Annotated in this window: 22 protein-coding genes; 14 read left to right on the top strand and 8 right to left on the bottom strand. The window is 60.9% G+C overall.

Features of this window, described 5'->3' with window-relative positions; translation table 11 throughout:
• Positions 1–9: 9 nt before the first annotated feature.
• From kdpB to kdpF, 3 genes are read right to left on the bottom strand one after another with little or no spacing between them, the layout of a single operon-like run.
• Positions 10–2,070: a potassium-transporting ATPase subunit KdpB gene (kdpB, locus tag G542_RS0109640; RefSeq protein ID WP_027823984.1), complete on the bottom strand. Its 2,061-nt coding sequence runs from the start codon at positions 2,068–2,070 to the stop codon at positions 10–12.
• A 15-nt stretch (positions 2,071–2,085) separates the two neighbouring features.
• On the bottom strand, positions 2,086–3,789 hold the full coding sequence (gene kdpA / locus G542_RS0109645) for a potassium-transporting ATPase subunit KdpA (RefSeq protein WP_012697046.1): 1,704 nt from the start codon (positions 3,787–3,789) through the stop codon (positions 2,086–2,088).
• The gene (gene kdpF / locus G542_RS0109650) at positions 3,786–3,890 is read right to left on the bottom strand and encodes a K(+)-transporting ATPase subunit F (RefSeq protein ID WP_027823985.1); all 105 of its coding nucleotides are present in this window, start codon (positions 3,888–3,890) and stop codon (positions 3,786–3,788) included. The genes kdpA and kdpF overlap by 4 nt, the downstream gene beginning before the upstream one ends.
• A 259-nt stretch (positions 3,891–4,149) precedes the next feature.
• Here kdpF and G542_RS0109655 point away from each other — a divergent pair, with 259 nt between their 5' ends.
• Entirely contained in the window at positions 4,150–4,380 is a 231-nt protein-coding gene (locus G542_RS0109655) for a hypothetical protein (RefSeq protein WP_027823986.1), read from the top strand.
• A gap of 487 nt (positions 4,381–4,867) precedes the next feature.
• Here G542_RS0109655 and G542_RS18520 read toward each other — a convergent pair whose 3' ends face one another.
• On the bottom strand, positions 4,868–5,467 hold the full coding sequence (locus G542_RS18520; protein WP_155826639.1) for a hypothetical protein: 600 nt from the start codon (positions 5,465–5,467) through the stop codon (positions 4,868–4,870).
• 526 nt (positions 5,468–5,993) lie between these two features.
• Between G542_RS18520 and G542_RS18525 the strand changes: the two genes are divergently transcribed.
• From G542_RS18525 to G542_RS0109675, 4 genes are all read left to right on the top strand, one after another.
• Positions 5,994–6,191, top strand: a complete 198-nt coding sequence (locus G542_RS18525) for a hypothetical protein (protein ID WP_155826641.1) — start codon at positions 5,994–5,996, stop codon at positions 6,189–6,191.
• A gap of 585 nt (positions 6,192–6,776) precedes the next feature.
• Positions 6,777–7,346 (top strand): aminodeoxychorismate/anthranilate synthase component II, encoded by a 570-nt coding sequence (locus G542_RS0109665; protein ID WP_012696970.1) that lies wholly within the window; start codon positions 6,777–6,779, stop codon positions 7,344–7,346.
• A gap of 8 nt (positions 7,347–7,354) precedes the next feature.
• A complete protein-coding gene (gene trpD, locus G542_RS0109670; protein WP_027823988.1) occupies positions 7,355–8,383 on the top strand; it encodes an anthranilate phosphoribosyltransferase in 1,029 nt (342 codons plus the stop codon).
• 30 nt (positions 8,384–8,413) lie between these two features.
• The gene (locus G542_RS0109675; RefSeq protein WP_027823989.1) at positions 8,414–9,790 is read left to right on the top strand and encodes a phosphomannomutase/phosphoglucomutase; all 1,377 of its coding nucleotides are present in this window, start codon (positions 8,414–8,416) and stop codon (positions 9,788–9,790) included.
• A gap of 89 nt (positions 9,791–9,879) precedes the next feature.
• Here G542_RS0109675 and G542_RS0109680 read toward each other — a convergent pair whose 3' ends face one another.
• Both G542_RS0109680 and G542_RS0109685 read right to left on the bottom strand, forming a co-directional pair.
• Positions 9,880–11,283 (bottom strand): dihydrolipoyl dehydrogenase, encoded by a 1,404-nt coding sequence (locus G542_RS0109680; RefSeq protein WP_027823990.1) that lies wholly within the window; start codon positions 11,281–11,283, stop codon positions 9,880–9,882.
• 163 nt (positions 11,284–11,446) lie between these two features.
• Positions 11,447–12,184: a glutathione peroxidase gene (locus tag G542_RS0109685; RefSeq protein WP_012696966.1), complete on the bottom strand. Its 738-nt coding sequence runs from the start codon at positions 12,182–12,184 to the stop codon at positions 11,447–11,449.
• 176 nt (positions 12,185–12,360) lie between these two features.
• Here G542_RS0109685 and trkA point away from each other — a divergent pair, with 176 nt between their 5' ends.
• The 6 genes from trkA to G542_RS0109715 all read left to right on the top strand — a co-directional run bounded on the left by trkA (position 12,361) and on the right by G542_RS0109715 (position 22,262).
• Positions 12,361–13,734, top strand: a complete 1,374-nt coding sequence (gene trkA, locus G542_RS0109690; RefSeq protein WP_027823991.1) for a Trk system potassium transporter TrkA — start codon at positions 12,361–12,363, stop codon at positions 13,732–13,734.
• Positions 13,734–15,188: a TrkH family potassium uptake protein gene (locus G542_RS0109695; protein WP_012696963.1), complete on the top strand. Its 1,455-nt coding sequence runs from the start codon at positions 13,734–13,736 to the stop codon at positions 15,186–15,188. Before trkA ends, G542_RS0109695 begins: the two co-directional genes overlap by 1 nt.
• Positions 15,189–15,221: 33 nt before the next feature.
• Entirely contained in the window at positions 15,222–17,138 is a 1,917-nt protein-coding gene (locus G542_RS16490) for a lytic transglycosylase domain-containing protein (protein WP_051190000.1), read from the top strand.
• A gap of 18 nt (positions 17,139–17,156) precedes the next feature.
• Positions 17,157–18,125 (top strand): complex I NDUFA9 subunit family protein, encoded by a 969-nt coding sequence (locus G542_RS0109705; RefSeq protein WP_027823992.1) that lies wholly within the window; start codon positions 17,157–17,159, stop codon positions 18,123–18,125.
• 123 nt (positions 18,126–18,248) lie between these two features.
• Positions 18,249–20,882: an alanine--tRNA ligase gene (gene alaS, locus G542_RS0109710; RefSeq protein WP_027823993.1), complete on the top strand. Its 2,634-nt coding sequence runs from the start codon at positions 18,249–18,251 to the stop codon at positions 20,880–20,882.
• A gap of 69 nt (positions 20,883–20,951) precedes the next feature.
• The gene (locus G542_RS0109715; protein WP_027823994.1) at positions 20,952–22,262 is read left to right on the top strand and encodes an MFS transporter; all 1,311 of its coding nucleotides are present in this window, start codon (positions 20,952–20,954) and stop codon (positions 22,260–22,262) included.
• A 235-nt stretch (positions 22,263–22,497) separates the two neighbouring features.
• Here the strand turns inward: G542_RS0109715 and G542_RS0109720 are convergent, their stop codons facing one another.
• On the bottom strand, positions 22,498–22,686 hold the full coding sequence (locus G542_RS0109720; RefSeq protein ID WP_012696958.1) for a hypothetical protein: 189 nt from the start codon (positions 22,684–22,686) through the stop codon (positions 22,498–22,500).
• A gap of 164 nt (positions 22,687–22,850) precedes the next feature.
• Between G542_RS0109720 and trxB the strand changes: the two genes are divergently transcribed.
• Positions 22,851–23,798: a thioredoxin-disulfide reductase gene (trxB, locus tag G542_RS0109725; RefSeq protein ID WP_027823995.1), complete on the top strand. Its 948-nt coding sequence runs from the start codon at positions 22,851–22,853 to the stop codon at positions 23,796–23,798.
• A 9-nt stretch (positions 23,799–23,807) separates the two neighbouring features.
• On the top strand, positions 23,808–24,404 hold the full coding sequence (locus G542_RS0109730; protein WP_027823996.1) for a Smr/MutS family protein: 597 nt from the start codon (positions 23,808–23,810) through the stop codon (positions 24,402–24,404).
• A gap of 348 nt (positions 24,405–24,752) precedes the next feature.
• Here G542_RS0109730 and G542_RS0109735 read toward each other — a convergent pair whose 3' ends face one another.
• Positions 24,753–25,280, bottom strand: a complete 528-nt coding sequence (locus G542_RS0109735) for a single-stranded DNA-binding protein (protein WP_027823997.1) — start codon at positions 25,278–25,280, stop codon at positions 24,753–24,755.
• 465 nt (positions 25,281–25,745) lie between these two features.
• Here G542_RS0109735 and dsrO point away from each other — a divergent pair, with 465 nt between their 5' ends.
• Positions 25,746–26,465, top strand: coding sequence for a sulfate reduction electron transfer complex DsrMKJOP subunit DsrO (dsrO, locus tag G542_RS0109740; protein WP_027823998.1), 720 nt, complete (start codon positions 25,746–25,748; stop codon positions 26,463–26,465).

Genomic DNA, 26,465 nt, shown 5'->3' on the forward strand with positions numbered 1-26,465 from the left:
AGGTTTCCTTTACACCAGTCCGGTCATGGCCAGCGCCATGTCGATGGCCTTGATGCCGGCAAACGGCACCAGCAGGCCGCCGGCACCATAGATCAGAAGATTGCGGCGCAGCAGCGAAGCAGCAGCCAGCGGCCGGTAGGCAATGCCGCGCAACGCCAGCGGAATCAGCGCCACGATGATCAGCGCATTGAAAATCACCGCCGACAGGATGGCCGACGCCGGGCTTGCCAGCCCCATCACGTCCAGCACCCCAAGCTGCGGATAGGTCAGTGCAAACGCCGCCGGGATGATGGCGAAATACTTGGCCACGTCGTTGGCAATGCTGAAGGTGGTCAACGCGCCGCGCGTCATCAGCATCTGCTTGCCGGTCTCGACAATCTCGATCAGCTTGGTCGGGTTGCTGTCGAGGTCAACCATGTTGCCGGCCTCTTTGGCTGCCTGGGTGCCGCTGTTCATCGCCACCGCCACGTCGGCCTGCGCCAGTGCCGGGGCATCGTTGGTGCCGTCACCGGTCATGGCCACCAGCTTGCCGGCCTCCTGATAGCGGCGGATCAGCGCCAGCTTGTCTTCCGGACGCGCCTCGGCCAGAAAATCATCCACCCCGGCTTCGGCCGCAATCGCGGCGGCAGTCAGCCGGTTGTCGCCGGTAATCATCACCGTCTTGATGCCCATGCGGCGCAGTTCGGCAAACCGCTCCTTGATACCGCCCTTGACGATGTCCTTGAGCTCGACCACCCCCAGTACGGTCTGGTCATCGGCCACCACCAGCGGCGTGGCGCCGCGGCGGGCCACGTCATCCACCAGCTGACGCACGCCGGCCGGCAGCGCCTGCCCGGCTTCGCCCAGATAGCGCTCGATGGCATCGGCCGAGCCCTTGCGGATACGGCGGGCGCCGAGATCCACCCCGCTCATGCGGGTCTGGGCGGTAAACGGGATGAACACCGCATCCACCACGTCGCGGCCGCGCAGGCCGAAGTCAGTCTTGGCCAGCACCACGATCGAGCGCCCCTCCGGGGTTTCGTCGGCCAGCGAGGCCAGTTGCGCCGCGTCGGCCAGCACCTCGCGCGTCACGCCCGGTGCCGGCAGGAAAGCCGTGGCCTGCCGGTTGCCCAGCGTGATGGTGCCGGTCTTGTCGAGCAGCAGCACGTCCACGTCCCCCGCCGCCTCGACGGCGCGGCCGGAGGTGGCAATCACATTGGCCTGCATCATGCGGCTCATGCCGGCCACGCCGATGGCCGACAGCAGGCCGCCGATGGTGGTCGGAATCAGGCACACCAGCAGTGCCACCAGGGCGGTCAGGCTGATCGGCAGCCCCGTGCCGGCAGCCTCCACCGCAAACAGCGAAAACGGCAGCAAGGTGGTGCAGGCCAGCAGGAAGATCAGCGTCAGTGCCAGCAGGAGCAGGGTCAGCGCGATTTCGTTCGGGGTGCGGCGGCGTTTGGCGCCCTCCACCATCGAAATCATGCGGTCGAGAAACGCCTCGCCCGGATTGGCGCTCACCCGCGCCACCAGCCAGTCCGACAGCACGCGGGTGCCGCCGGTAATCGACGAGAAATCGCCGCCGGATTCGCGGATGACCGGTGCGGATTCGCCGGTAATGGCGGATTCGTCCACCGACGCCACGCCTTCCAGCACTTCGGCATCGGCCGGGATGGTATCGCCGGCCTCGACCAGGATCAGGTCGCCCAGGCGCAGGTCAGACGATTCCACCAGCCGGATGCCGCTGCGGCGGTCTGCGTTCGACAGTTTTTTGGCCATCACGTTGCGACGCGAGCCGCGCAGGGCAGCCGCCTGGGCCTTGCCGCGCCCTTCGGCCAGCGCCTCGGCAAAGTTGGCAAACAGCACGGTAAACCACAGCCAGGCCGCGACAGCGAAGATGAAACCGGTGCCGGGCGCGCCGCGCCAGGCGGCCTCCAGCCCCAGTACGGTGGTCAAGAGGCTGCCGACCCAGACCACGAACATCACCGGACTACGCCACTGCACGCGCGGCGACAGTTTGCGCAGGGATTCGGCCAGCGCCGGCTTGACCAGGGCCGCCTCGAACAGCGGCAGTTTTTTATCTTGGGACATGGGATATGCCCTCTCTCAGCGGGAGAACAGTTGCAGGTGGTCGATCACCGGCCCGAGGGCCAGTGCCGGGATATAGGTCAGCGCACCGATCAGCAGCACCGACAGCACCAGCAGCACGACAAACAGCGGGCCATGCGTCGGCAGGGTGCCGGCGGTGGCGGCCAGCCGTGGCTTGCCGGCCAGACTGCCGGCCAGAGCCAGCACCGGCACGATGACGGCAAAGCGCCCGAACCACATCGCAACAGCCAGCATCAGGTTGTAGAACGGGGTATTGGCCGACAGGCCGGCAAAGGCCGAGCCGTTGTTGTTGGCCGCCGACGAAAAGGCATACAGCACTTCCGAGAAACCATGGGCACCCGGATTGGCCATACCGGCACGCCCGGCTTCGGTCAGCACGGCAATGGCCGTGCCGGCCAGCACCAGCAGCGGCCCGACCAGAATGGCGACCGACACCAGTTTCATTTCCGGCGCACCGATCTTCTTGCCAAGGTATTCCGGCGTGCGGCCGATCATCAGCCCGGCCATGAATACCGCCAGCACCGCGAACAGCAGCATGCCGTAGAGGCCGGAGCCGACCCCGCCGAACACCACTTCGCCCAGTTGCATCAGCAGCATGGTCATGCCGCCACCCAGCGGCATCAGGCTGTCGTGCATGGCATTGACCGCGCCGCAGCTGGCAGCGGTGGTAATGGTGGCAAACAGGGACGATGCCAGCACGCCGAAGCGCACTTCCTTGCCTTCCAGATTGCCGCTGTCACCGGCAGCTCCCAGCGCCGTCAGCAACGGGTTGGCCTGCGATTCGGCCAGATACACCACGGCAAAAGCACCGACAAACAGCACGGTCATGGCCGCCAGCAACACTACCCCCTGGCGCAAGTCACCAACCATGCGGCCGAACATCACCACCAGCGCCGCGGGCACCAGGAAGATCGACAGCATTTCCACCCAGTTGCTGAACGGTGTGGGGTTTTCGAACGGGTGCGCCGAGTTGGCATTGAAAAACCCGCCACCATTGGTTCCCAAGAGCTTGATGGCCTCTTGCGACGCCACCGGGCCACTGGCCAGCAGCTGGGTGGTGTGGGATTCCAGTGAACTGATGGTCAGGCCGGCATACCAGTTCTGCACCACGCCCTGCCACACCAGCACCAGTGCCACCACAATGGACAGCGGCAGCAGCAGCCACAGGGTCGCGCGCAGCAAATCCAGCCAGGCATTGCCGATGGCACCCCCGCCGCTACGCACAAAACCGCGCACCAGTGCGACCACCACGGCGATACCGGTCGCGGCCGACAGGAAATTCTGCACAGCCAGCCCGAGCATCTGCGTCAGCAGGCTCATGGTGGTTTCGCCGCTGTAGCCCTGCCAGTTGGTATTGGTGACAAAGGAAACGGCCGTGTTCAGGGCCGAATCCGCACTCATCCCCTCCAGCCCGGCCGGATTCAGCGGCAACATGCCTTGCCAGCGCTGCAACAGGAACAACAACACAACGCCGGCGAGATTGAACAGCAGAATGGCGGCCGCATAACGCTTCCAGCCCATTTCCTCGTCAGGCGCCGCCCCCATCAGCCACAGGATGCCCCTCTCGATGCGCCCCATCCAGGCAAAACGCTGCGCCAGCCGCCCTTCCAGCAAGGCTGCCAGATAACGGCCCAACGGCCATGCCAGCGCGAGGAGAACTAGCAAATACAGCCCGGTCTGGGCTACGGCAGAGTGGTTCACTCGATCTCCTCCGCGTGCAGCAGCATGTAGACGAGATAGACAAACAGCCCGGCAGCAACCGCCCCGGCCAGCCAGAGCGTCCAGGCTTGATCAGCATGCATGGCAGCGCTCCTTGATAGTTTTTACTGACATTTTCCAGCCCTTTTTTGGATAAAACGGGACAGGGAAAAGATAAAAAATCCGTTGTAAACCGGGCGTAAAAACCGGATGAACAGATATAAAGACAGTATAAAAACCCATCAAGGGACTGGCCTTGACCTCCTCCAGACGGGAAGCCCATGCCGTCTGGCACTGAATGGCTGAGGCCTCGCAGGATCAGGCTGATCCGGAAGAAGCGTTGATTGATTCAAGCATCGTCAGATGCCCACCAGCATGTCGCCGGAGCACAAAAACGCTGGCAATCAGGAAATCGGCCGTTCACGCAGCAGCGCTGGCGACCAAAATGCATGCATCACCGCGTTGGACAATAACCTGCGGCTGATCCTCACCGGAGGCGAGAACGCTGATATTTCCCGGGCCGAGGCACTCATCAAGGCAACTTCTGTACAGATCGTGATTACCAACAAAGACAACAACAACCATTCCCTGTGAAGGCTATCGAACAAACCGGCACTCAGGCAGCGATCCCTCCTCACCGGCATTGACAGAAGCCACGACATGTTGACCTGGCCTCCTGACCACAAGGGAGCGCATACCCGGTGAGGTGGCACCAGCGACCGGGAATGGCGCAAACGAAGTCTGTTATCTGTCTGATGCGCGAGTTATGGCGGCGTGGTCCAACCGGAACTGATGGACGTGTCCTTAAACCATAGGGAACGACAGGGAGGTAGACGGGAACACCATTGCACATGGTGCACAAAAATGTGCGCCCGCCGGTTTGAAAGAGAGCCGGTACATCGAAGGCATCCGGGAAAACAAGAAATGGCTTCCGTTGGCTGATTCCTCCTGACATCCAGTTTCTTGTCTGAATCAGGTGCCTTCGATATAAATGATGTAAATCAGTTTGATTTTTAACCAAACATCACGATGCCTGCTACCATTTAAAGATAGCGTTACTAGTTATCCATCCAGATATTCATCAAGCTTGTTGGGATTTTTCCCATCCCAAAATTCTCAAATAAGTATCAGGCAAAGTGTCCATATATTGAAATAATTTTTTCATTATTTCAATATCTGATACGCCATTTGATTTTTCTGCTTGATAAATAGAGGAAAGTTCAGCACGAACTTCGGCTGCCTTACTTTTAAACTGCGACATGTTTTGATCTGTCACAATTTCACCAGTATACGAATATCTGACAACAGGCCATCCAGAAATGTCAACCAAAGGTCCTGTGGTCTCAAATGACTCATCATATGCAAATTGCTCAGTGTAATCTTTTGCAAATTGCGGATCACTGTTCGCAGCATTGACAAGCAGCTCTCTAAACCGATCATCTACCCTACCCTCTTTATCATTGCTTGATGGAGTTTTTAATGTATTGAAATAAAGAGATGCGGCCAAATCAAAATTACCCTTTTTCTCTCCACCATATACGCGCAGAGTCTCTTTTGATGTATTAGCATCTGTAAAATTAGATAAACTAGGAAATTCTGCCGCTGTTTTTTCTTTTGTTTTTAATTTTTGAGACAGAAAAACTTCAGAACCATTCGTCAAGCATGATGTGGATATTTGCATTTTATTTCTCCCGGGTTTGAACATATACATGTTACTTGAAAAGTTACCTATATCCCGCTTGCCCAATATAATTTTATCATAAAGGTGACTCCCATGATCCATCGCAAGACACAGGTTCAAGCTGGCAATAGCAGCAATGACAGCACCTAGGAAAGCAGGCTCTCTAATGCTTATGCACAGTACATACCAAACGCCAAGTTGACCTGTTACTTATGTAAACCCCAACCACGTGTGGAATATCTCACACAGCAATAAAATTTTTCGGTGGTATTTTTAATGACATTTGAATTGTCCATTTCCACCCAGTAGTCCGGTCGCTGCGGTCGGCGTAAGCCGGGATACTCAAGGTCGTTCGCTTCGATCCAACCGACCGGAAAGCGAGAACGGCAGTCATGCAGCCCATATCGGGTAGTCCGATGCATGGCAAGAAGCACGAGCTATCGACCAATTACCCACCTTTCACAGAGGTGGTTTTTTTTATCTGCTCTCCGGTCCAGCACCGGGTTTTTCTTTTCAGGAGTCGGCCATGTCAATCATCGACATCCCTGTCCCGGCATCAAGAGCCGGGCGTACTTCATTCGAAGCAACGACAGCGATCCTGAAAAGCCTGCGCAGAAGTGGATATATCCCCGTGCCAGGGGATGTGCCGACCATCGGTTTTGGCACGACCGAAGGCGTGAAGACGGGTAAGCCTGCGTGTGCGCTGGAATGCAGCAGTAGCTGATTCCGAGCGCCGGCAGTCGACGGCGCTGATGAAGCCGCGTGAGCGCAGTCAAGCGCTGGCGATGTCCTCGCTGGAAAAAAACCATCAGGAGAATCAACGAAATGCAGAAAAACAAAACGCTGACCTGTTCCACCAGTTGCTCGCTGGCACTATGTGGCTGTCAGTCCCCGTCAATGCAGGTTCGTGCGGACTGTCCGCAGATGACCCCGCTGCCAGCAGCGGTGATGCAGCCGCGCGAGCCTAGCTTTCGGCAGCGGTTGCTGATGATATTGTCGCCATCGCCGATGATGCCGACGACGCCGTCCGGTAGCTGACGGCATGCCTGGCGGTGATCAACGAGTATCTGAAATGACAAACCCCGGGCTTCGGCCCGGGGTTGTTGCTTACCGCTCAACCAAAAGTCCAGACGCTCTTTCCCCTCTTTTTTCTGCTTGTGGGCCCGCCTGGCACCGCATGATAATGAGATGGTTCCGGGGTGCACATCGCCGAGCAACCGCCAAGCAAACTAAAAAGTTGTTATCAAGGTTGATATCAAAATATCGTCGACATGCAAAATCCCAATGAAACCAAAGGATTAAATCGGCAATGCTATTAATGATTGACAACTATGATTCATTTACTTTCAACCTTGTCCAGTACTTTGGCGAGCTTGGGCAAGCGGTTGAGGTTTACCGGAATGATGAAATTTCCCTTGAAGGGATTGCCGCCAAAAAACCGCAGTATCTGGTGGTTTCTCCCGGCCCTTGCTCGCCGTCCGAGGCTGGCGTTTCGGTGGCAGCCATCCAGCATTTTGCCGGCACAATCCCTATTCTGGGAGTCTGTCTGGGGCACCAGTCGATCGGCCAGGCCTTTGGTGGCAAGATCGTGCACGCCCGGACACTGATGCACGGCAAAACCTCGCCGGTACATCACCTGGACCGCGGGGTTTTTCGCGGTTTGCCCAATCCTGTAACCTGTACCCGTTACCACAGTCTGGTCATCGAACGGGACAGCCTGCCGGACTGTCTGGAGATCACGGCCTGGACCGATGACGGCGAGATCATGGGCGTACGCCACAAAACCCTGCCTGTTGAAGGTGTACAGTTTCACCCTGAATCCATCCTGACCGAGCATGGCCATGCCATGCTGCAAAACTTCCTGACCGAATTCGCCTGATTGCCGACATGATCACCCACCAGCAAGCACTCAACCGCCTGATAGACGGCAACGAACTGTTTTTTGACGAAATGCTGGACATCATGCGGCAGATCATGCGTGGCGACATGACTCCGGCCCAGATCGCGGGCATCCTGATCGGCCTGCGGGTCAAGGTCGAAAGCGTGTCGGAAATCGCTGCTGCCGCAACCGTCATGCGTGAATTTGCCACCACCGTCCCGGTGGCAGAACGACGCCACCTCGTCGATACCTGCGGTACGGGAGGCGACGGCGCCCATACCTTCAACATTTCCACGACGGCAGCCTTCATCGTGGCCGCCGCCGGTGCCCAGGTTGCCAAGCACGGAGGCCGCTCCGTTTCGTCCAGCTCGGGCAGTGCCGATGTACTGGAAGCCCTGGGAGTCAAGCTGGCCTTGTCGGCTGAAAACGTCGGCCGCTGCATCGATGAAATCGGCCTTGGCTTCATGTTTGCACCCAACCACCATACGGCCATGAAGTACGTCGCACCGGTACGGCGTGAACTGGGCGTACGCACCATCTTCAACATCCTCGGACCGCTGACCAACCCGGCCGGTGCCGAAAACCAGCTGATGGGCGTTTTTCATCCGGATCTGGTCGGTATCCAGGCGCGTGTACTGTCACAACTGGGCGCCCGCCACGCCATGGTGGTACATGGTCGTGACGGTCTGGACGAAATCAGCCTGTCCGGCCCGACCCTCGTGGCCGAGCTGAAAAACGGATGGATCAGGGAATACGAACTGGACCCGGCCGAATTCGGCTTCTCCCGGTGTTCCGCCGCAGATCTTGCTGCCCCGACAGCCGAAGACTCGAAAGCACGCCTGCTGGCCGTACTCGACAACCAGCCCGGTCCGGCCCGTGACATCGTCTGCCTGAACGCCGGTGCCGCCATCTATGTTGCGGGTGTCACCGACAGCCTTGCCGAAGGCATCAGGCTGGCCCAGGAGCTGCTGGCATCGGGTGCCGCACGACAGAAACTCGGGCAACTCGTCGAACTGACCCATAAACTCGCGGCATAATCATACGTTTTGCTTCTGGCCCGACTCACCATGCACAAAAAATATCCGCAAGAAATTTTCAAGGCCTACGATATCCGCGGCGTGGTCGGCAAGACACTAACCCCCGCCATCGCCGAGGCCATCGGACAAGCCGTCGGCAGCGAAGCCCAGGCCCGCGGGGTCAAGGCCATCTGCATCGGCCGTGACGGCCGCCTGTCCGGGCCGGACCTCTCGGAAGCCTTGTCAAAAGGCATTCTCAGTACCGGCACCGACGTCATCGACGTCGGCCGCGTTGCTACTCCGATGCTGTATTTTGCTGCCTACGAACTCGGCACCCTGTCCGGTGTCATGGTAACCGGCAGTCACAACCCGCCGGATTACAACGGCTTCAAGATGATGCTGGCGGGAGACACTCTCGCTGGCGATGCCATCCAGGCTTTGCGTAACCGGCTGGTCAACCGCGATCTGGCCCAAGGCGAAGGCAGCTACCGCACCCACGACATCGTCGATGCCTACATCAACCGCATTACTTCGGACATCAAGCTGTCCCGGCCGATGAACATCGTGGTCGATTGCGGCAACGGCGTACCCGGCGCCTTTGCACCCAATCTCTACCGGCATCTGGGCTGCCGCGTGCGCGAACTCTTCTGCGACGTGGACGGTACCTTTCCCAACCATCACCCTGACCCGGCCAAGCCGGAAAACCTGCAAGACCTGATCCATGCACTGGCTACCACTGATGCCGAGCTGGGCCTGGCGTTTGACGGCGACGGCGACCGCCTGGGCGTGGTCACCAAGGACGGGCAGATCATTTATCCGGACCGCCAGCTGATGCTGTTTGCCGGTGACGTACTGTCGCGCAACGATGGCGCCAAGGTGATCTTTGACGTCAAGTCCACGCGCAAGCTGGCGCCGTGGATTCGTGAAATGGGCGGTGAACCGATCATGTCTCGCACCGGCCACAGCTTCATCAAGGCCCGCATGAAGGAAACCGGCGCCCTGCTGGCCGGAGAAATGTCCGGTCACGTGTTTTTCAAGGAACGCTGGTACGGCTTTGATGACGGCCTCTATGCCGGTGCCCGCCTGCTGGAAATCCTGTCGCAGGTTGACGACCCCAGTGCCGTGCTGAACAACCTGCCAAACAGCCTCAGCACGCCCGAACTGAACCTGAAAATGACCGAAGGCGAGCATTACGCCCTGATCAGCCGCTTGCAGGAAAATGCCCGCTTTGAAGGAGCAGACGAGGTCATCACCCTCGACGGACTACGGGTGGAATACCCCGACGGCTTCGGCCTTGCCCGGGCATCCAACACCACACCGGTCATCGTCCTGCGCTTCGAGGCTGACACACCCGAAGCACTGGCCCGTATCCAGGCCGATTTCCGCCGGGTCCTGAGCGCCGAGACAGACGCCGCACTGCCGTTCTGAGCGCTGCGGCTGTTCACCCGGCCCGGCTTGCCGCAGGGCAAGCAAAAACCCCCTGCCCGAAAGCAGGGGGTTTTGTCATGTACAGGCCATCAGGCTGCCAGTTTGGCTGCCGCATCACGCAAGGCCGTACGCACACCCTCTTCCACCACCGGGTGATAGAACGGCATGGCCAGCATGTCGTCGATGGTCAGGTTCATCTGGTATGCCCATGCCAGCGTGTGGGCAATGTTCTCGGCACGCGGACCGATCCACTCAGCCCCCAGGAAACGGCCGGTCTTGCGATCAGCATACACATGCATCAGGCCGCGGTTTTTCAGCATGACCCGGCTGCGGCCCTGGTCCTCAAAACTGACTTCACCCGTCATGATCTGCCCGGCATCCAGCTCGGCGTACCGCTGGCCGACAATGGCGATCTGCGGGTCGGAAAACACCACCGCCAACGGTGCACGGCGGCGGATGGTCTTCAGTTGCGGGTAGCCCGCCGCATTTTCACCGGCCAGCTTTCCTTCGTCCGCCGCTTCATGCAGCAGGGGCAGGATGTTGTTGACATCACCAGCCAGGAAAACCGGCAACGAGCCACATTGCAGGGTATTGCGGTCAAAGACCGGCACACCGCGGGCATCCAGGGCCACGGCCGTATTTTCGAGACCGATATTGTCGACGTTCGGGCGACGGCCAGTGGCTGCCAGCACGTAGTCAAAGCGCTCTTCGACCACCTCCTCGCCACGGGCATAGCGGATCACCACCTCTTCACCATCGCGACGCATGCTCTCGACTTTGGCATCCACGTCGAGGTAGAACTCACTGGCAAACACCCCTTTGGCGTAGTCACGGACCTGCGGATCTGACAACGGACCGACCGACCCGCCCATGCCGAACAAGCGGATGTCCACGCCCAGCCGCGACAGTGCCTGTCCCAGCTCCAGACCGATCACACCCGGCCCGAACACGGCCACCCGGCGCGGCAGGGTTTCCCATGAAAACACATCGTCATTGATGATGAGTCGATCACCCAGCTCGCGGAAACCCGGCGGTACGGCCGGACTGGAGCCGGTGGCAATCACCACCCGCCTGGCATGTACGGTAATCGCTCCTTCTCCTTCGCCGACCTGCAACACGGTATTGTCGACAAAGCGTGCCATGCCCCAGAGCTTGTCCTCTTCCGGAATGCCGTCCACGCTCTGCACCACGAAACCGACAAACCGGTCACGCTCGCCCCGGACGCGGGCCATGACCTCGCGGCCGTCCACCTGCACGCCGTCCACCCTGATGCCGAACGGTTCCGTATGCCGCGCTTCATGCGCAGCTTCAGCTGCTGCGATCAGCAGCTTGGACGGCATGCAGCCCACGCGGGCGCAGGTGGTGCCATAAGCCTGTCCTTCGATCAGCAGCGCCGACAGGCCGGCAGCCTTGACGGCACGGTAGGCCGCCAGACCGGCAGTGCCGGTTCCCATGATGGCAACATCGGTGTAACGCGTATTCGGGGTGGACATGGCAATCTCCATTTCTTTCAAACCGGATCTGTCGCAGTCTGCAAACCTCAACACTTGAGGCATGTTCAGGTTTGCGGACTGAAAAAAATCCCGCCCGAGCCGTCCCGGGCGGGTATGAAGGCTACCGGGCGAACGGTAGCGGGCAACAATCAAGCAGTGCGGATCAGGCAGCCAGGTATTTTTCCAGCTCTTCAGCGCCACCGATCAGCTTGCCGTTGATGAACACCTGCGGGGCGGTCATCTTGCCGGACAGGGCACCCAGCACCTTGCCGCGAACCTTGTGGTCCAGAGCCATGTCGATGTAGTCGTAACCCTTGCCGGACAGCAGTTCCTTGGCCTTGGCGCAGAACGGGCAGCCATCCTTCGAGAACACCACCACCTGGTCCGGCTTCTTGGCGTTCGGGTTGATGTAGGCCAGCATGGTGTCGGCGTCGGAAACCTTGAACGGATCACCCGGCTCTTGCGGCTCGATGAACATCTTTTGCACCACGCCGTCTTTCACCAGCATGGAGTAGCGCCAGCTGCGCTTGCCAAAGCCGAGGTCGGCCTTGTCGACCAGCATGCCCATGCCTTCGGTGAATTCGCCGTTGCCGTCCGGCACCATCACGATGTTGGCCGATTCCTGGTCCTTGGCCCATTCGTTCATCACGAAGGTGTCGTTGACCGATACGCACAGGATGTTGTCCACGCCGTTTTCACGGAAAACCGCAGCCAGTTCGTTGTAGCGCGGCAGGTGGGTGGACGAGCAGGTCGGGGTAAAAGCGCCCGGCAGCGAGAACACCACCACGGTCTTGCCGGCAAACAGCTCGTCGCTCGTTACGGTTTTCCAGTCGTTGTTTTCACGGACACGGAACTGGACGGACGGTACACGCTGGCCTTCGCGGTTGATCAGCTGGGTCATGGGTTTCTCTCCTTGGGTTAAGCAGTGCGGCTATCGATGGAGCGGATTATGGTCACCCCATTTCGATCAATCCAATTAATTGTCAAAAAAGCATTCATTCGCAAAAACTATCACAACAGCAAAGCCGGCAACCCTCGCGTAAAATCACCGCGATATTCATCCAACGATTCATGCCTGTGAAAATCCTTATCCTTGGCGGCGGCCAGGTCGGCTCCAGCGTGGTGGAAAACCTGTGCGGCGACGCCAACGACATCACCGTGGTGGACCTGGACGCAGACCTGCTCAAAACCCTGCAGGACCGCTACGACATCCAGACCATCGCCGGCAACGCGGCGCATCCGTCCGTGCTCGAAGCGGCCGGCGCCGACGATACCGACATGCTGCTGGCCCTGACGCGGGATGACGAAACCAACCTCATCGCCTGCAAGCTCGCCGGTACGCTGTTCAACATCCCGACCAAGATCGCCCGCGTCCGCGCTGCCGACTATGTCGAGTACAAGAACGGCAGCGTGCTGGAACAGTTCACCGTCGATACCAGCATCTGCCCCGAGCAGATCGTGACTGACAACCTTTACGACCTGTTCAGCTTTCCGGGCGCCTTGCAAGTACTGGAATTCGCCGGTGGCCGTGTGCGGCTGGTGGTGGTCAATGCCCACGAGGGCGGACAGCTGGTCGGCAAACCGCTGCGCCAGATCAGCGACGACCTGCCCGAATCCGAGTGCCGCATCTGTGCCATCTACCGCCGTGACCGGCTGGTGATTCCGGACGGCAGCACGGTGATCGAGCCGGACGATGAGGTGTTTTTCGTCGCAGACACCGAACACATCCGCGACATCCTGCAAGAACTGCGCGCCAGCGAGCGCCCGATCCGGCGGGCCATGATCGCGGGAGGCGGCAATATCGGCTACCGGCTGGCCCGCAAGCTGGAAACCGGCTACGAGGTCAAGATCATTGAAAAACGCCGCGCACGCTGCGAATGGCTGACCGGCCATCTGGACCACGCCCTGGTTCTCGCCGGCGAGGCGACCGACGAAGACCTGCTCGACAGCGAAAACATCGACCAGATGGACGTTTTCTGCGCGCTGACCAATGACGACGAAGACAACATCATGTCGGCCCTGCTGGCCAAGCGACTGGGTGCCCGACGAGTGATTGCCCTGGTCAACCGTGGCAGTTACGTTGACCTGTTGCAGGGCAACCGGATTGATGTGGTCGTATCGCCCAACCTGTCGACCATCGGTTCGATCCTCGCCTATATCCGCCGTGGAGACGTGGAGGCCGTGCATCCGCTGCGACGGGGTGCTGCCGAGGCCATGGAAGCCATCGTGCACGGTGACCGCAAGACCTCCCGGCTGGTCGGGCGCATGATTGACGAAGTGGCCCTGCCGGAAGGCTGCTATATCAGCGCACTGGTGCGGCAGGGCAGCGTGCTGATGGCGCACCACGACGTGATCATCGAAAGCGGCGACCACCTCATCGTGTTTGTTTCGCGCCGCCGGCAGATCCACGAAATCGAAAAGCTGTTTGAAGTCAGGCTGGGGTTCTTTTGATGCACAAGCTGTTGCCCATCCTGCATGTACTGTCAAAACTGATCATGCTGTTCGCCGGCCTGTATGTCGTACCGGCGGTTGTTTCGATCATCTACCAGGACGGCACGCTGGACGAATTCCTGGTGTCGATGTTCGTGGGCATGGCTCTCGGGCTGCTGCTGTGGGCCGTCACCCGCCGTTACGAAGCCGAGCTGAAACCGCGTGACGGCTTCATGCTGGTGTCGTTCCTGTGGATCGGATTTGCCGCGACGGCCACCACGCCGTTCCTGCTGCATTTCCCGGACCTGGGCTTTACCAGTGCCTTTTTCGAGGCGATGAGCGGCCTGACCACCACAGGTGCCACGGTACTCTCCGGGCTGGATCACCTGCCCCCGGCCATCAACTTCTGGCGACACTTCCTCAACTGGCTGGGCGGCATGGGCATCATCGTGCTGGCCGTGGCCGTGCTGCCGCTCCTGGGGATCGGGGGCATGCAGCTCTACAAGGCCGAAACACCGGGCCCGATGAAGGACAGCAAGCTGAGCCCGCGCATTACCCACACGGCCAAAAACCTGTGGTTTGCCTATGCCCTGCTGACGGCCGCTTGCGTGGTGGCGCTGAGACTGGCCGGCATGGACTGGTTCGATGCCGTCTGCCATGCCTTCGCAGCCTTGAGCCTTGGCGGGTTTTCCACTCACGATGCGAGTGTCGGCTACTTCAACTCGGTGCCGATCGAAGTGGTACTGTCGTTCTTCATGCTGCTGGCCGCCATGAATTTTGCCACCCATTTCCTGGCCATCCGCGACCGCAACATCCGCCATTACATCCGGGACAGCGAAGCCAAATCCATGCTGGCACTGATCGCCATCAGCATTCTGGCCGTGTCAGGCTACCTGACCTGGATGGGGATCTATGATTTTGTCGACGCCTTGCGCCACGTGAGTTTCAACCTGATCTCGATCGCCACCGACTCCGGTTTTGCCAGCACCGACTTTTCGGTGTGGCCGGTGGCGGCTCCGCTGTGGATGCTGCTGCTGTCCTGCATCACCGCCTGTGCCGGCTCCACCGGTGGCGGCATCAAGATGGGGCGTACCCTGGTGCTGGCCAAACAGTCCAATGGCGAAATGGTCAAGTTGCTTCATCCAAATGCGGTGGTTCCGGTTAAGATCCGCGACAGGGTGATTCCTTCCAATGTGGTGCAGTCGGTGCTGGCCTTCATCTTTGTCTACGCGGCCAGCATTGTGCTGTTCACGTTTGTGCTGATGGTCAGCGGACTGGATTTCCTGTCGAGCTTCACCGCAGTCATTGCCTGCATCAACAACGCAGGTCCGGGTCTGGGCGTGGTCGGTCCGGCTGAAAACTATTCGGTTCTCAGCAACTTCCAGATCTGGGTGTGCTCGCTGGTGATGCTGCTGGGCCGTCTGGAAATCTTTACCCTGCTGATCCTGCTCAGCCCGGCCTTCTGGCGCAAATAACCGTTTTCACAGCCATTACAAGAGCCCTGTTCCATGCGTTTCCTTATCCTCCCTCTGGTTGCCGCACTCAGCCTGCCGGCCTGGGCCAGCGATGCCGATATCGTGGCTGCCCGCGACGCCGTGCGACGCAATGACGTTCCCGCCCTGATGACGGCCACGGCCGGCTCGCAAAACGACCTGCTGGCCCCCTATCCCGCCTACTGGCAGCTGACCCGTGACCTCGACAATGCCAGCGATGCCGATGTGCGCGCCTTCATGACGCGCTGGCCTGACTCCGTACTGGCCGAGCGCGTCCGGGCCGACTGGCTGCGCCGTGTGGCCCGCCGCGGAGACTGGAGCACGTTTGCCGCCGAAATCCCGGCCCTGCCGGACGTGGCACTGGACGACGAACTGCGCTGCCAGAAACTGACGCTACGCGTGTTCCAGAGCGATGCCGCCGCCATTGCCGAAGCCAAGGGTGGCCGCTGGATGATCGGCAAGCTGCAATCTCCGGGTTGTGAAACCCTGCTGGGCACCCTGGTCAGCGGCGGACATGCCAGCGAAGCCGATATCTGGCGCCGCGCACGGGTGCTGATGACGGCCGATCGCCTGTCAGCCGCCCGTGACCTGACCTCTGGTCTGGCCACGCCGCTGACACAGGAACAGCAAAAAGCCGCAGCCAGCGCCAATCCGTCCACGCCGGCCGGTGCAGCCCTGCGTCTTTACGCCGTTACCCGGCTCGTCAACAGCAACCTGGCAGCCGCCGAAGCTGCCATGAACCAGATCGACGGGCGTGTACCGGCCGCCGAAGCCAGCGAAGTCTGGAGCATGATCGGGTTGCGGGCCGCCAAGCGCCAGGATGTGCAGCTGGCAATGCGTGCTTTTGCCAGAACCAACCGGAGCAGCCTTGACGACAACCAGTGGCAGTGGTGGGCCCGCAGCGCCCTGCGCGCGGGAGACTGGCAGACGCTGGAAAAAGTCATTGACGCCATGCCGGACAAACTGGCCCAGAAAGGCGACTGGCGTTACTGGAAGGGTCGTGCCCTGATGGCGCAAGGCAAGCCGGGCGCCAATGGCGAGTTCGTCAAGGCCTCCAACGACGGCAACGGCTTTTATGCCCTGCTGGCCCGCGAAGAACTGGGCAACAGCATGAGTTCGCCGCCCGAAAAATGGCAGCCGGGCCGCAAGGACCTGGCCCGGGTCGATGCATCACCGTCGGTGCAGCGCGCACTGGCCCTGTTCCAGATTTCCCAGGTTTACAGCCGGCCGGAGTTCCGCTCTGACGCACAGCGTGAATGGCGCTTTGCCATGCGCGACCAGGACGATGCCTTCCTGCTGGCCTCTGCCGAGCGGGCCAGCAAGGTCGGATTCTATGAAATGGCCATCTACAGTGCCGACCGCACCGATGATCGCCACGACTGGGAAATGCGCTACATGTCGCCCTACCGCGACAGTACCCGGCACTATGCCCGCATGCTGGATCTGGACGAAGCCTGGATCTATGGCCTGATCCGGCAGGAAAGCCGCTTCGTGCACATGGCCCGCAGCGGCGTGGGTGCCCAGGGCCTGATGCAGGTCATGCCGGCCACTGCCCGCTGGATTGCCGGCAAGATGGGCGTCAAGGACTACTCGATCATGGATGTGGACACCAACATCCAGTTCGGCACCTGGTACCTCAACTACGTCAACCAGTCGCTGGGACACCCGGTGCTGGCGACGGCCGGCTACAACGCAGGCCCCGGCCGGGCACGGGCCTGGCGGGCAGCGGTACCGCTGGAAGGTGCCATCTACACCGAAACCATCCCGTTTGACGAGACGCGCGACTATGTCAAAAAAGTGATGGCGAATGCCGTGCACTATGCTTCAGTGTTCAAGCACACGCCGCTGACGCTCAAGGCGCGGCTGGGCACCATCCCGGCCAGCGTGGCGCCGATTGACGGCCCCGCTTCAGCAGCCCCCGACGGACGCTGACCCATAAGGGAACACGGCATGAATGCGATCCAGCGCGTCGCCCTTCTTGGAGGTGGCGGTTTTATCGGCAGCTGGCTAACCGAGCGACTGACCGAGACCGGCAAGGAAACCGTCATCCTGACCCGACGGCCGGATCATGCCGCATCGGCCCGGATTTTCCCGACAGCCGAAATTGTCGGAGTGGATGCCTGCGATACGGATGCCTTGTCGCAGGCGCTGGCCGGCTGTGACGCTGTCGTCAATCTGGTCGGCATCCTGCACGGCAGCCGGGCGCAATTCGAAAAGGCACACGTGGCCCTGACCATCAGCGCCCTTGCCGCCTGCCGGCAGGCCGGCATCGAGCGCTACCTGCACGTCAGCGCCCTCGGTGCCGCTGCCGACAGTCCCAGCCTGTACCAGCAGAGCAAGGCGGCGGCCGAGGCGCACGTCCGGGCGTCGGCGCTCAAGTGGACCATTTTCCGGCCCTCGGTCGTGTTCGGCCCCCAGGACCGGTTTCTCAACCTGTTTGCCCGGCTGCTGGCCAGCCTGCCATGCCTGCCGCTTGCCGGTGCCGGTTGCCGGTTCCAGCCGGTCTGGGTCGGTGACGTGGCACGGGCACTCGGCTCGGCGCTGGAACTCGACACGACCGTGGGGCAGACGCTGGAACTGGCCGGCCCGGACATCCTGACCCTGCGCGAACTGGTGGAATACGTCGGCGAGCTGACCGGGAACGAACGTCCGGTCATCAGCCTGCCGGACAGTCTGGCCATGCCTCAGGCCGGCCTGATGGAACTGCTGCCCGGAGAGCCGCTGATGTCACGCGACAATGTCCGTTCCTTGGCGAGTGACAATGTCAGCCAGGCCGGGTTTCCGTCCGGCCTGCTGGGTTTTGCACCGCATTCGCTGTTCAGCCTGGCACCGGCGTGGCTGGCATCGGACTCGCGGCAGTCACGGCTTGACGGCTACCGGTCGCGTACTCCGGCCAACGGCCCGGATGCAGCGGTCTGATGCTGCGTTGCATCTTGCCGGCGTTCATTAGACAATCAACGCATTCCGTCCGCGTGATGATCAAGAATGCCCGGCCCAGCCGGGCATTGCCTCTCAAAAGACTCTGACTGATAGCTAGCGCACATGAAAGCATCCGAAATCCGCCAGAAGTATCTGGATTTTTTCGCCTCCAAAGGCCACCAGATCGTACCGTCCAGCTCTCTGGTTCCGTGGGAAGATCCCACCCTGTTGTTTACCAATGCCGGCATGAACCAGTTCAAGGACGTGTTCCTCGGCTTTGACAAGCGTCCCTACACCCGCGCCACCACCAGCCAGAAATGCGTCCGCGCCGGCGGCAAGCACAATGACCTGGAAAACGTCGGCTATACCGCGCGTCACCACACTTTCTTTGAAATGCTGGGCAACTTCAGCTTCGGGGATTACTTCAAGCGCGATGCCATCCACTACGCCTGGGAATTCCTGACCGATCCCAAGTGGCTCGGCCTGCCCAAAGAAAAGCTGATGGTGACGGTCTACGCCAGTGACGACGAAGCGTTTGACATCTGGAACAAGGAAATCGGGGTTCCGGCCGAAAAGATCGTCCGCATCGGCGACAACAAAGGTGCGCCGTACGCCTCCGACAACTTCTGGCAGATGGGCGACACCGGCCCGTGCGGCCCGTGCACCGAAATCTTCTACGATCACGGCGACCACATATGGGGCGGCCCTCCGGGAAGCCCGGATGAAGACGGCGACCGTTTCATCGAAATCTGGAACAACGTGTTCATGCAGTTCAACCGCACCGAAGACGGTGTGATGAACCCGCTGCCCAAGCCCTCGGTGGACACCGGCATGGGCCTTGAGCGCATCTCGGCCGTACTGCAAGGCGTGCATTCCAACTATGAAATCGACCTGTTCCAGAACCTGATCCGTGCCGCTGCCCGCGAAACCGGCGTGCCGTTCAGCATGGACGAACCGTCGCTGAAAGTGATTGCCGACCACATCCGTGCCTGTTCGTTCCTGATCGCCGACGGCGTCATGCCGTCCAACGACGGCCGCGGCTACGTGCTGCGCCGCATCATCCGTCGCGCCATCCGTCACGGCTACAAGCTGGGCCAGAAGGGCCTGTTCTTCCATCGTCTGGTAACCGACCTGGTAGCCGAGATGGGTGATGCCTACCCGGAGTTGCGCGCCAAGCAGGCCCTGATCGAAGACGAGCTGAAAAAAGAAGAAATCAAGTTCGCCGAGACCCTCGACAAGGGCATGGCCCTGCTCGAAGAAGCCCTCAAGGACGGCGTACAGGTTCTGGACGGCAAGACCGCATTCCAGCTGTACGACACCTATGGCTTCCCGCTGGACCTGACCGCCGACATCTGCCGCGAGCGCGACCTGCAGGTCGACCAGGACGGCTTTGATGCCGCCATGGAAGCCCAGCGCGCCCAGAGCCGTGCAGCCAGCACCTTCAAGATGGGTGGCAAGCTCGATTACGCCGGTGACGACACCCGTTTTGAGGGCTATGCCGAATCGACCGCCGAAGGCCGCATTCTCGCGCTGTACAAGGACGGCCAGCCGGTCGACACCCTCTCCGCCGGCGACAGCGGCGTGGTGGTACTCGACCGCACGCCGTTCTACGCCGAAGGCGGTGGCCAGATCGGTGACACCGGCTCGCTGGCCGCCACCGGCGGACTGGATGCCCTGTTTGACGTGACGGACACACAGAAAGTGACCGCAGCCGCTTTCGGACACGAAGGCCGTCTGGTGCGCGGGCAGCTCAAGACCGGCACGACGGTCGTGGCCACCATTGACCTGCACCGCCGCCGCGCCATCCAGCGCAACCACTCGGTCACCCACCTGATGCATGCCGCCCTGCGCGATGTGCTGGGCAAGCACGTGACGCAGAAAGGTTCGCTGGTCACGGCCGAGCGGACCCGCTTCGACTTCTCGCACCACGAGCCGGTTTCGGCCGAACAGATGGCCGAAATCGAGCGCATCGTCAACTTCGTCATCGGCGCCAACTACGACGTCAGCGCCCGCCTGATGTCGATGGACGATGCCCAGAAGCTCGGTGCCATGGCCCTCTTCGGCGAAAAGTACGGCGATGTGGTCCGCGTCCTGAAAATGGGCGACTTCTCGACCGAACTGTGCGGCGGCACCCACGTCAGCCGCACCGGCGACATCGGCTTCTTCAAGATCGTTTCCGAAGGTGGCGTGGCTGCCGGCGTACGCCGTATTGAAGCCGTCACCGGCGAAGGTGCCGTGGCCTACGTGCAGTCCCAGGACAAGCTCGTGCGCGATGCCTGCCACATGCTCAAGGCCCAGTCGCACGAAGAAGTGGCCGAGCGCATTGCCGCCCTGCAAGACCAGCTCAAGGGGCTGGACAAGGAGGTCGCCCGCCTCAAGGGCAAGCTGGCTGCCAGCGCCGGTGAAGAGCTGGCCGCTTCGGCTGTCACCGTCAACGGTGCCCGCCTGCTGGCCGCCGAACTGGAAGGTGCGGATGCAGCTACCCTGCGCGACACCATGGACAAGCTCAAGGACCGCCTGCAATCAGCAGTCATCGTGCTGGCCAGCAAGGCTGACGGCAAGGTGCAGCTGGCTGCCGGTGTCACCAAGGACCTGACCGGCAAGGTCAAGGCTGGCGAGCTGGTCAACTTTGTCGCCGGACAGGTCGGCGGCAAGGGGGGGGGCAAGCCTGACATGGCCATGGCCGGCGGCAGCAAACCGGAAAAACTGGCCGAGGCACTGGCTTCGGTGCAGGGCTGGGTCACCGGCAAGCTGTAAGCCGAACCGGGACGTCAAATCCATGCAAGCGGAAGGCCAGGCCTTCCGCTTTTTCTTGCGGGGAATGCTGTGGCTGCTTCGTTTGCCTTTTTTCCGTCCAGGCGGTTCCTGCCGCTGTTTTGCACCCAGTTTCTGGGCGCATTGAACGACAATCTGCTCAAGACCGCTTTTCTGGTACTGGTGAGTTATGCCGGGCTGTCGTTTGCCGGTTTGCCGCCCGAGCAGATCGTCAATCTGGCCGCTGCCGTATTCATCCTGCCGTTTTTCCTGTTTTCGGCCACGGCAGGCCGGGTGGCCGAAAAACTCGACAAGGCCCGGGTAGCGCGGGCCGTCAAGCTCGCCGAGGTCGCCATCATGGTGCTGGCAGCCTGGGGCTTTTATACCCAGCATGTCAGCGCGCTCCTGCTGGCACTGTTCCTGATGGGAACGCACTCGACCTTTTTCGGCCCGGTGAAATACGCCGTACTGCCACAGTACCTCAAGGGAGGCGAACTGATCGGTGGCAACGGCCTGATCGAAATGGGCACGTTCGTTGCCATCCTGGTAGGCCAGATCGGCGGGGCGCTGCTGGTCGAGGGTGGACACCATGCCACCGTCGGCGTGCTGGTGGCAGTGGCCCTGTTGGGCTGGCTGGCCAGTGCTTTCATGCCCGTGGCACCGGCGACGGCTCCGCAACTGCAACTGTCGGCCAATGTCTGGCGTGATACCTGGCAGTTGATGCGCTCCGTGCGCCGCTACCCGGAAGTCGGAGCGGCCATCATGGGCATTTCGTGGTTCTGGCTCCTGGGTGCTGTCTACACCACCCAGTTACCGACCTTTACCCGCCTGCACCTGGGCGGCAATGCCGAGGTGTATTCGGTCATTCTGGCGCTGTTTTCCATCGGCATTGCCGTGGGGTCGGTGCTGTGTGCCAAGCTGTCGCGCGGCCGGCTGGAACTGGGACTGGTGTTGCTGGGCGGCACGGGCATGACCGTGTTCGGCATCGACCTGTATCTGGCTGCACACGAACCGTGGACTGGCGAGCTGTTGCTGCTGTCACAGGTGCTGCACAGCCCGTGGCACTGGCGCCCGATGGCAGACCTGTTCCTGCTCGGGCAGGCGGGCGGATTTTTTACCGTCCCGCTGTATACCTGGCTACAGACGGCGGCGCCGGAGGAGTTCCGTTCCCAGGCCATTGCCGCCAACAATATTGTCAATGGGCTTTACATGGTGGCAGCTGCGGCAGCCAGTGCGCTGATCCTTGCCCTGACCGACAGTCTGGCCCTGCTGTTTTTGCTGACGGCCCTCGCCAATGTTCCGGCACTTGGACGGCTGTGCTGGCGGGCTCCCCAGGTCTGGCAAGCCCGCTGGAGCTGGCTGGCTGGCCTGTGCGGCAAATGAAGCGCGCTGGCTGGCAAAGTGACCGGATGAACCCGTGAAAGTGCATTTCACCGCTCTTCCGGTACTTGTCTCCGGTCCGGTTTCCAGGCCTGCAAGACCGTCGTGCCCGCCCTAGATGGTCCGGGCAAACATGCCTTGAGGCCTGCCTTGCCGGATGGACGACAGGAAGCCTGATGCCGATAAAAAACGGGTAGCACCATGAGTGCTACCCGTTTGCCGTTTTACCGCAACCTTGTCAGGCGCGAACGTCGACGTTCTGGCCCAGATGGGCCGGATTGACGGTCTGGCTGGAGGACTGGCCGACAGAGTTGATCAGCGTCGTCACCGTATCCTTCACAACTTCGCGTTGCTTCTTGATGGCGTAGATGGCTGACTGGTCAAGCACGTTGGCGCTTTGGTTGTTGACTGACTGCACGCTGTCCATGTGCTGCCTCCCTAGTTAAGCATGACCGCAACAGGCGGCCACACTCGATATCGTCCCTCATCCTGCCTGCTGAAGGCAATGATGATGATAGAAGAGTCCAATCAAGTCCGCGCGGCGCAATGCTAGAATCCGGGACTTAAGTCACAACTTTCGGATACCCAATCATGAGCCAAACCCGTCACAGCCCCCTGTTGATCCTCGGCTCCGGTCCTGCCGGTTACACAGCTGCCGTTTACTCTGCCCGCGCCAACCTGAATCCGGTGCTGATCACCGGTCTGGCACAAGGCGGCCAGCTGATGACCACGACCGAGGTCGACAACTGGCCGGCAGATGCCGCTGGCGTGATGGGCCCGGAACTCATGCAGCGCTTCCAGCAGCACGCCGAACGCTTCGGCACCGAAATGATCTTCGACCAGATCCACACGGTCGAGCTGCGCCAGCGCCCGTTCAAGCTGACCGGCGATGCCGGTGAATACACCTGCGATGCCCTGATCATCGCTACCGGCGCCTCGGCACAGTATCTGGGCCTGCCGTCCGAAGAGGCCTTCATGGGCCGCGGCGTGTCCGGTTGCGCCACCTGTGACGGCTTCTTCTACAAGAACCAGGATGTCGCAGTGGTCGGCGGCGGCAATACAGCCGTGGAAGAAGCCCTGTATCTGGCCAACATCGCCCGCCATGTCACCCTGATCCATCGCCGCGAAGCATTCCGTGCGGAAAAGATCATGGTCGACAAGCTGATGGAGAAAGTAGCTGCCGGCAAGATCACCCTCAAGCTGAATGCCGTGCTGGACGAAGTGCTGGGAGATGCATCCGGCGTCACCGGTGCCCGTCTGAAGTTCAAGGACGATCACGCAGAAGAAATCACCGTTGCCGGTGTCTTTATCGCCATCGGCCACAAGCCGAATACGGATCTTTTCAAGGGCCAGCTGGACATGGATGAAACCGGCTACCTGATCACCCGCGGTGGCCGGGACGGTAATGCAACCGCTACCAGCATCGAAGGCGTGTTCGCCGCCGGTGACGTGCAGGACCACATTTACCGTCAGGCAGTCACCAGCGCGGCATCCGGATGCCAGGCAGCACTGGATGCCGAGCGTTTTCTTGATCACTGATTCCCGCATGTGAGCAAGCCGCTCAAGGAGCGTCTGAAAGCCATCAAACCGGCGCTGGTAGTCAAACCTCCAGCGCCGGTTGTTGTCGTTCCGCCTCCGGAGCCCGGCTTTCTGGAACTGATGCGCGATGTACAGCCGCTGCGGCCCGACAACCGGGCCAGTCTGCCCCGTCCCCTGCCATCTCCTCACCCTCGCCCGCGCAATGAAACGATGGCCTGCCCGGCTGTGCACGAGGCATTTGCCAGCTGGTTTGACGAAGACCAGTCAGCCGCTGATTTTGTCCGCAATGGCGTTCCGCGCGATATTTTCAAGCGCATGCGCACCCGGCACTGGCCCGTTGCATCCCGCGTAGACCTGCACGGCCATGATCGTGATGCCGCCGAAGCCCGCCTGCTGCTGTTCCTGCATCAGGCAAGCCGTCACGGACACCGCATGGTATGCGTGATCCATGGACAGGGGTTTGGATCAGCCGGTCGTCCGGTCCTGCGCCCCATGGTCAGGGCCCTGCTGTCCCGGCATCCGGACGTGCTGGCCTATTGCGCAGCTCCTCCGGCCGACGGTGGAGACGGTGCCATACTGGTGTTGCTGCGCCGCGTCTGCCGCTGACAGGAACTTCCGGTACGAACGGACCGACTGGATTTCAGGGGGGCCGAACGTGCACAGTTCTCTTGCAAAGCGAAGCCACTGCCGGCTTCGCTTTTTCACGTACGCCGGAGGCTGAAAATCCGGGGAGCACTCGTCAGTTTCAAGGCCCTTACGGGAACAGACCTGGCAGTTCCGCTTCAGTCTGCCCGATGACGGTTCGGTTCCGTGGATGTGGGCATGCATCACGTCATGCATTTTGTCCTGCCCGTTCCAGGGGCAGCGATTCGAGCCCGCAGGAATACAGGCCATGAAAAATCCCGGCAAGCAAAAGCTTGCCGGGATTCTGCAACCCGATGCCTGAAACCGGTTTCAAAACGGAATATCGTCATCCATGTCGTCAAAATTACTGGCCGGCTTCGGCTCCGGGCGACGCGGGGAAGGCGGCGGCGTGTCATCGCGTACCCGTTCCATCGGGCTGCCTTCATCCATGCTGACAGAAGAGGAAGAAGAAGCCCGGCTGCTGCCGCCGTAGCCACCACCGCCATAGCTGTCGCTGCCCTGGCCATCGCGCCCGCCCAGCATCTGCATTTCGGTTGCTTCGATTTCAAACGCAGTGCGCTCGACGCCATCCTTGCCCGTGTACTTGCGCGAGCGGATCCGGCCCTCAACGTAAACCGGGCGGCCTTTTTTCAGGTATTCGCCGGCAATTTCCGCCAATCGGCGATACATCACGATGTTGTGCCATTCCGTGCGCTCCTGGCGCATGCCGTTCTTGTCTTTCCAGGTATCGGTCGTGGCGATGCTGAAATTGCAGACAGCCTCGCCGTTGGGCATGTAGCGCACTTCCGGGTCCCGGCCCAGATTACCGACCAGAATGACCTTGTTGACGGATGCCATGTGTCTGTCTCCTGATGAGTCCACGCCAGACAGGAACGGATGGACTCGAAATCTGATGAATGAAAATGACCGGACTCGCCATTGCCAGCGTAAGCGAAGGCATGGGAAGCTGCCTAGTCCGATCCACACACCCGTAAACCGGTGTGGCAAAAAGAGTGATTATACCGGTCCGCCAGAGCTGCGCCGAGTTGTTGCACGGTCCCGTTCCTGCCCGGTGAATCCGGCCTTGCAGGCTCCCGGAGCACGGAACGGCCGGACTGCATGGCGGCCATGCCCTGCTCCTTCCGGCATCAGCCCCGGCTCTTGCCAGCCACACAAGGCATATTGCGTCAAGCCGATCCGTCAAACCCTCTTTGCGACCAGGGGTTTTTATCTAGCCGGGTCCGGTTTCATCCCGATTGTGGCCATACCGCCTGAAACCTAGTCTGCCTGCATGCGATTTTGCGTGTGCGAGGGAGCGTCATCATGGGATGTAACCGCAGGGATTTCCTGCTCTCGGCCGGACAGGCCAGCATCGGCGTTGCCACCTGGGCCATCGCTGGCGAGGCTGGCGCTGCAACCAACGAAGCCGGCCATGTGCCGCGCTGGGCCATGGTCGTGGATGTCGGCAAGTGCATTGGCTGCCAGGCGTGCACGGCCAGCTGCATCATGGAAAACGCCGTGCCGGAAAACAGCTTCCGCACCATCGTTTCCACCTACGAAGTACACGACGACAGCCACACCGGCACCTACATGCTGCCGCGGTTGTGCAATCACTGCGCCAACCCGCCCTGCATTCCGGTGTGCCCGGTCGGCGCCACCTTCCAGCAGGCTGACGGTACCGTCGTGGTCGACGGCGAGCGTTGTGTCGGCTGTGCCTACTGCGTCCAGGCCTGTCCCTACGACGCCCGCTTCATCAATCACGATACCGGCAAGGCCGACAAGTGCACTTTCTGCGCCCACCGCATCGCGGTCGGCCTGCTGCCGGCGTGCGTGGAAACCTGCGTCGGCGGTGCCCGCGTGTTCGGTGACCTGAACGACCCGAAAAGCCAGGTCAGCCAGCTGGTCAGACAGCACGAGGTCAAGGTGCTCAAACCCGAGCAACACACCAAGCCGCACGTGTTCTACATCGGGCTGGACCCGCGCTTTGCCGGCCGGGTGGAGGGCGAAGGCGCCCTGTGGCAACCGCAAGAGCATGGAGGCTGA

Source organism: Laribacter hongkongensis DSM 14985 (assembly GCF_000423285.1).
Lineage (GTDB): Bacteria > Pseudomonadota > Gammaproteobacteria > Burkholderiales > Aquaspirillaceae > Laribacter > Laribacter hongkongensis.

What these genes read in the sequence shown, in the direction of transcription:
- kdpB (WP_027823984.1), bottom strand. Translation starts at nt 2,070, where the DNA reads ATGTCCCAAGATAAAAAACTGCCGCTGTTCGAGGCGGCCCTGGTCAAG.
- kdpF (WP_027823985.1), bottom strand. Translation starts at nt 3,890, where the DNA reads ATGCATGCTGATCAAGCCTGGACGCTCTGGCTGGCCGGGGCGGTTGCT.
- G542_RS0109655 (WP_027823986.1), top strand. Translation starts at nt 4,150, where the DNA reads ATGCCCACCAGCATGTCGCCGGAGCACAAAAACGCTGGCAATCAGGAA.
- G542_RS18520 (WP_155826639.1), bottom strand. Translation starts at nt 5,467, where the DNA reads ATGCAAATATCCACATCATGCTTGACGAATGGTTCTGAAGTTTTTCTG.
- G542_RS18525 (WP_155826641.1), top strand. Translation starts at nt 5,994, where the DNA reads ATGTCAATCATCGACATCCCTGTCCCGGCATCAAGAGCCGGGCGTACT.
- G542_RS0109665 (WP_012696970.1), top strand. Translation starts at nt 6,777, where the DNA reads ATGCTATTAATGATTGACAACTATGATTCATTTACTTTCAACCTTGTC.
- trpD (WP_027823988.1), top strand. Translation starts at nt 7,355, where the DNA reads ATGATCACCCACCAGCAAGCACTCAACCGCCTGATAGACGGCAACGAA.
- G542_RS0109675 (WP_027823989.1), top strand. Translation starts at nt 8,414, where the DNA reads ATGCACAAAAAATATCCGCAAGAAATTTTCAAGGCCTACGATATCCGC.
- G542_RS0109680 (WP_027823990.1), bottom strand. Translation starts at nt 11,283, where the DNA reads ATGTCCACCCCGAATACGCGTTACACCGATGTTGCCATCATGGGAACC.
- G542_RS0109685 (WP_012696966.1), bottom strand. Translation starts at nt 12,184, where the DNA reads ATGACCCAGCTGATCAACCGCGAAGGCCAGCGTGTACCGTCCGTCCAG.
- G542_RS0109695 (WP_012696963.1), top strand. Translation starts at nt 13,734, where the DNA reads ATGCACAAGCTGTTGCCCATCCTGCATGTACTGTCAAAACTGATCATG.
- G542_RS16490 (WP_051190000.1), top strand. Translation starts at nt 15,222, where the DNA reads ATGCGTTTCCTTATCCTCCCTCTGGTTGCCGCACTCAGCCTGCCGGCC.
- G542_RS0109705 (WP_027823992.1), top strand. Translation starts at nt 17,157, where the DNA reads ATGAATGCGATCCAGCGCGTCGCCCTTCTTGGAGGTGGCGGTTTTATC.
- alaS (WP_027823993.1), top strand. Translation starts at nt 18,249, where the DNA reads ATGAAAGCATCCGAAATCCGCCAGAAGTATCTGGATTTTTTCGCCTCC.
- G542_RS0109720 (WP_012696958.1), bottom strand. Translation starts at nt 22,686, where the DNA reads ATGGACAGCGTGCAGTCAGTCAACAACCAAAGCGCCAACGTGCTTGAC.
- trxB (WP_027823995.1), top strand. Translation starts at nt 22,851, where the DNA reads ATGAGCCAAACCCGTCACAGCCCCCTGTTGATCCTCGGCTCCGGTCCT.
- G542_RS0109735 (WP_027823997.1), bottom strand. Translation starts at nt 25,280, where the DNA reads ATGGCATCCGTCAACAAGGTCATTCTGGTCGGTAATCTGGGCCGGGAC.
- dsrO (WP_027823998.1), top strand. Translation starts at nt 25,746, where the DNA reads ATGGGATGTAACCGCAGGGATTTCCTGCTCTCGGCCGGACAGGCCAGC.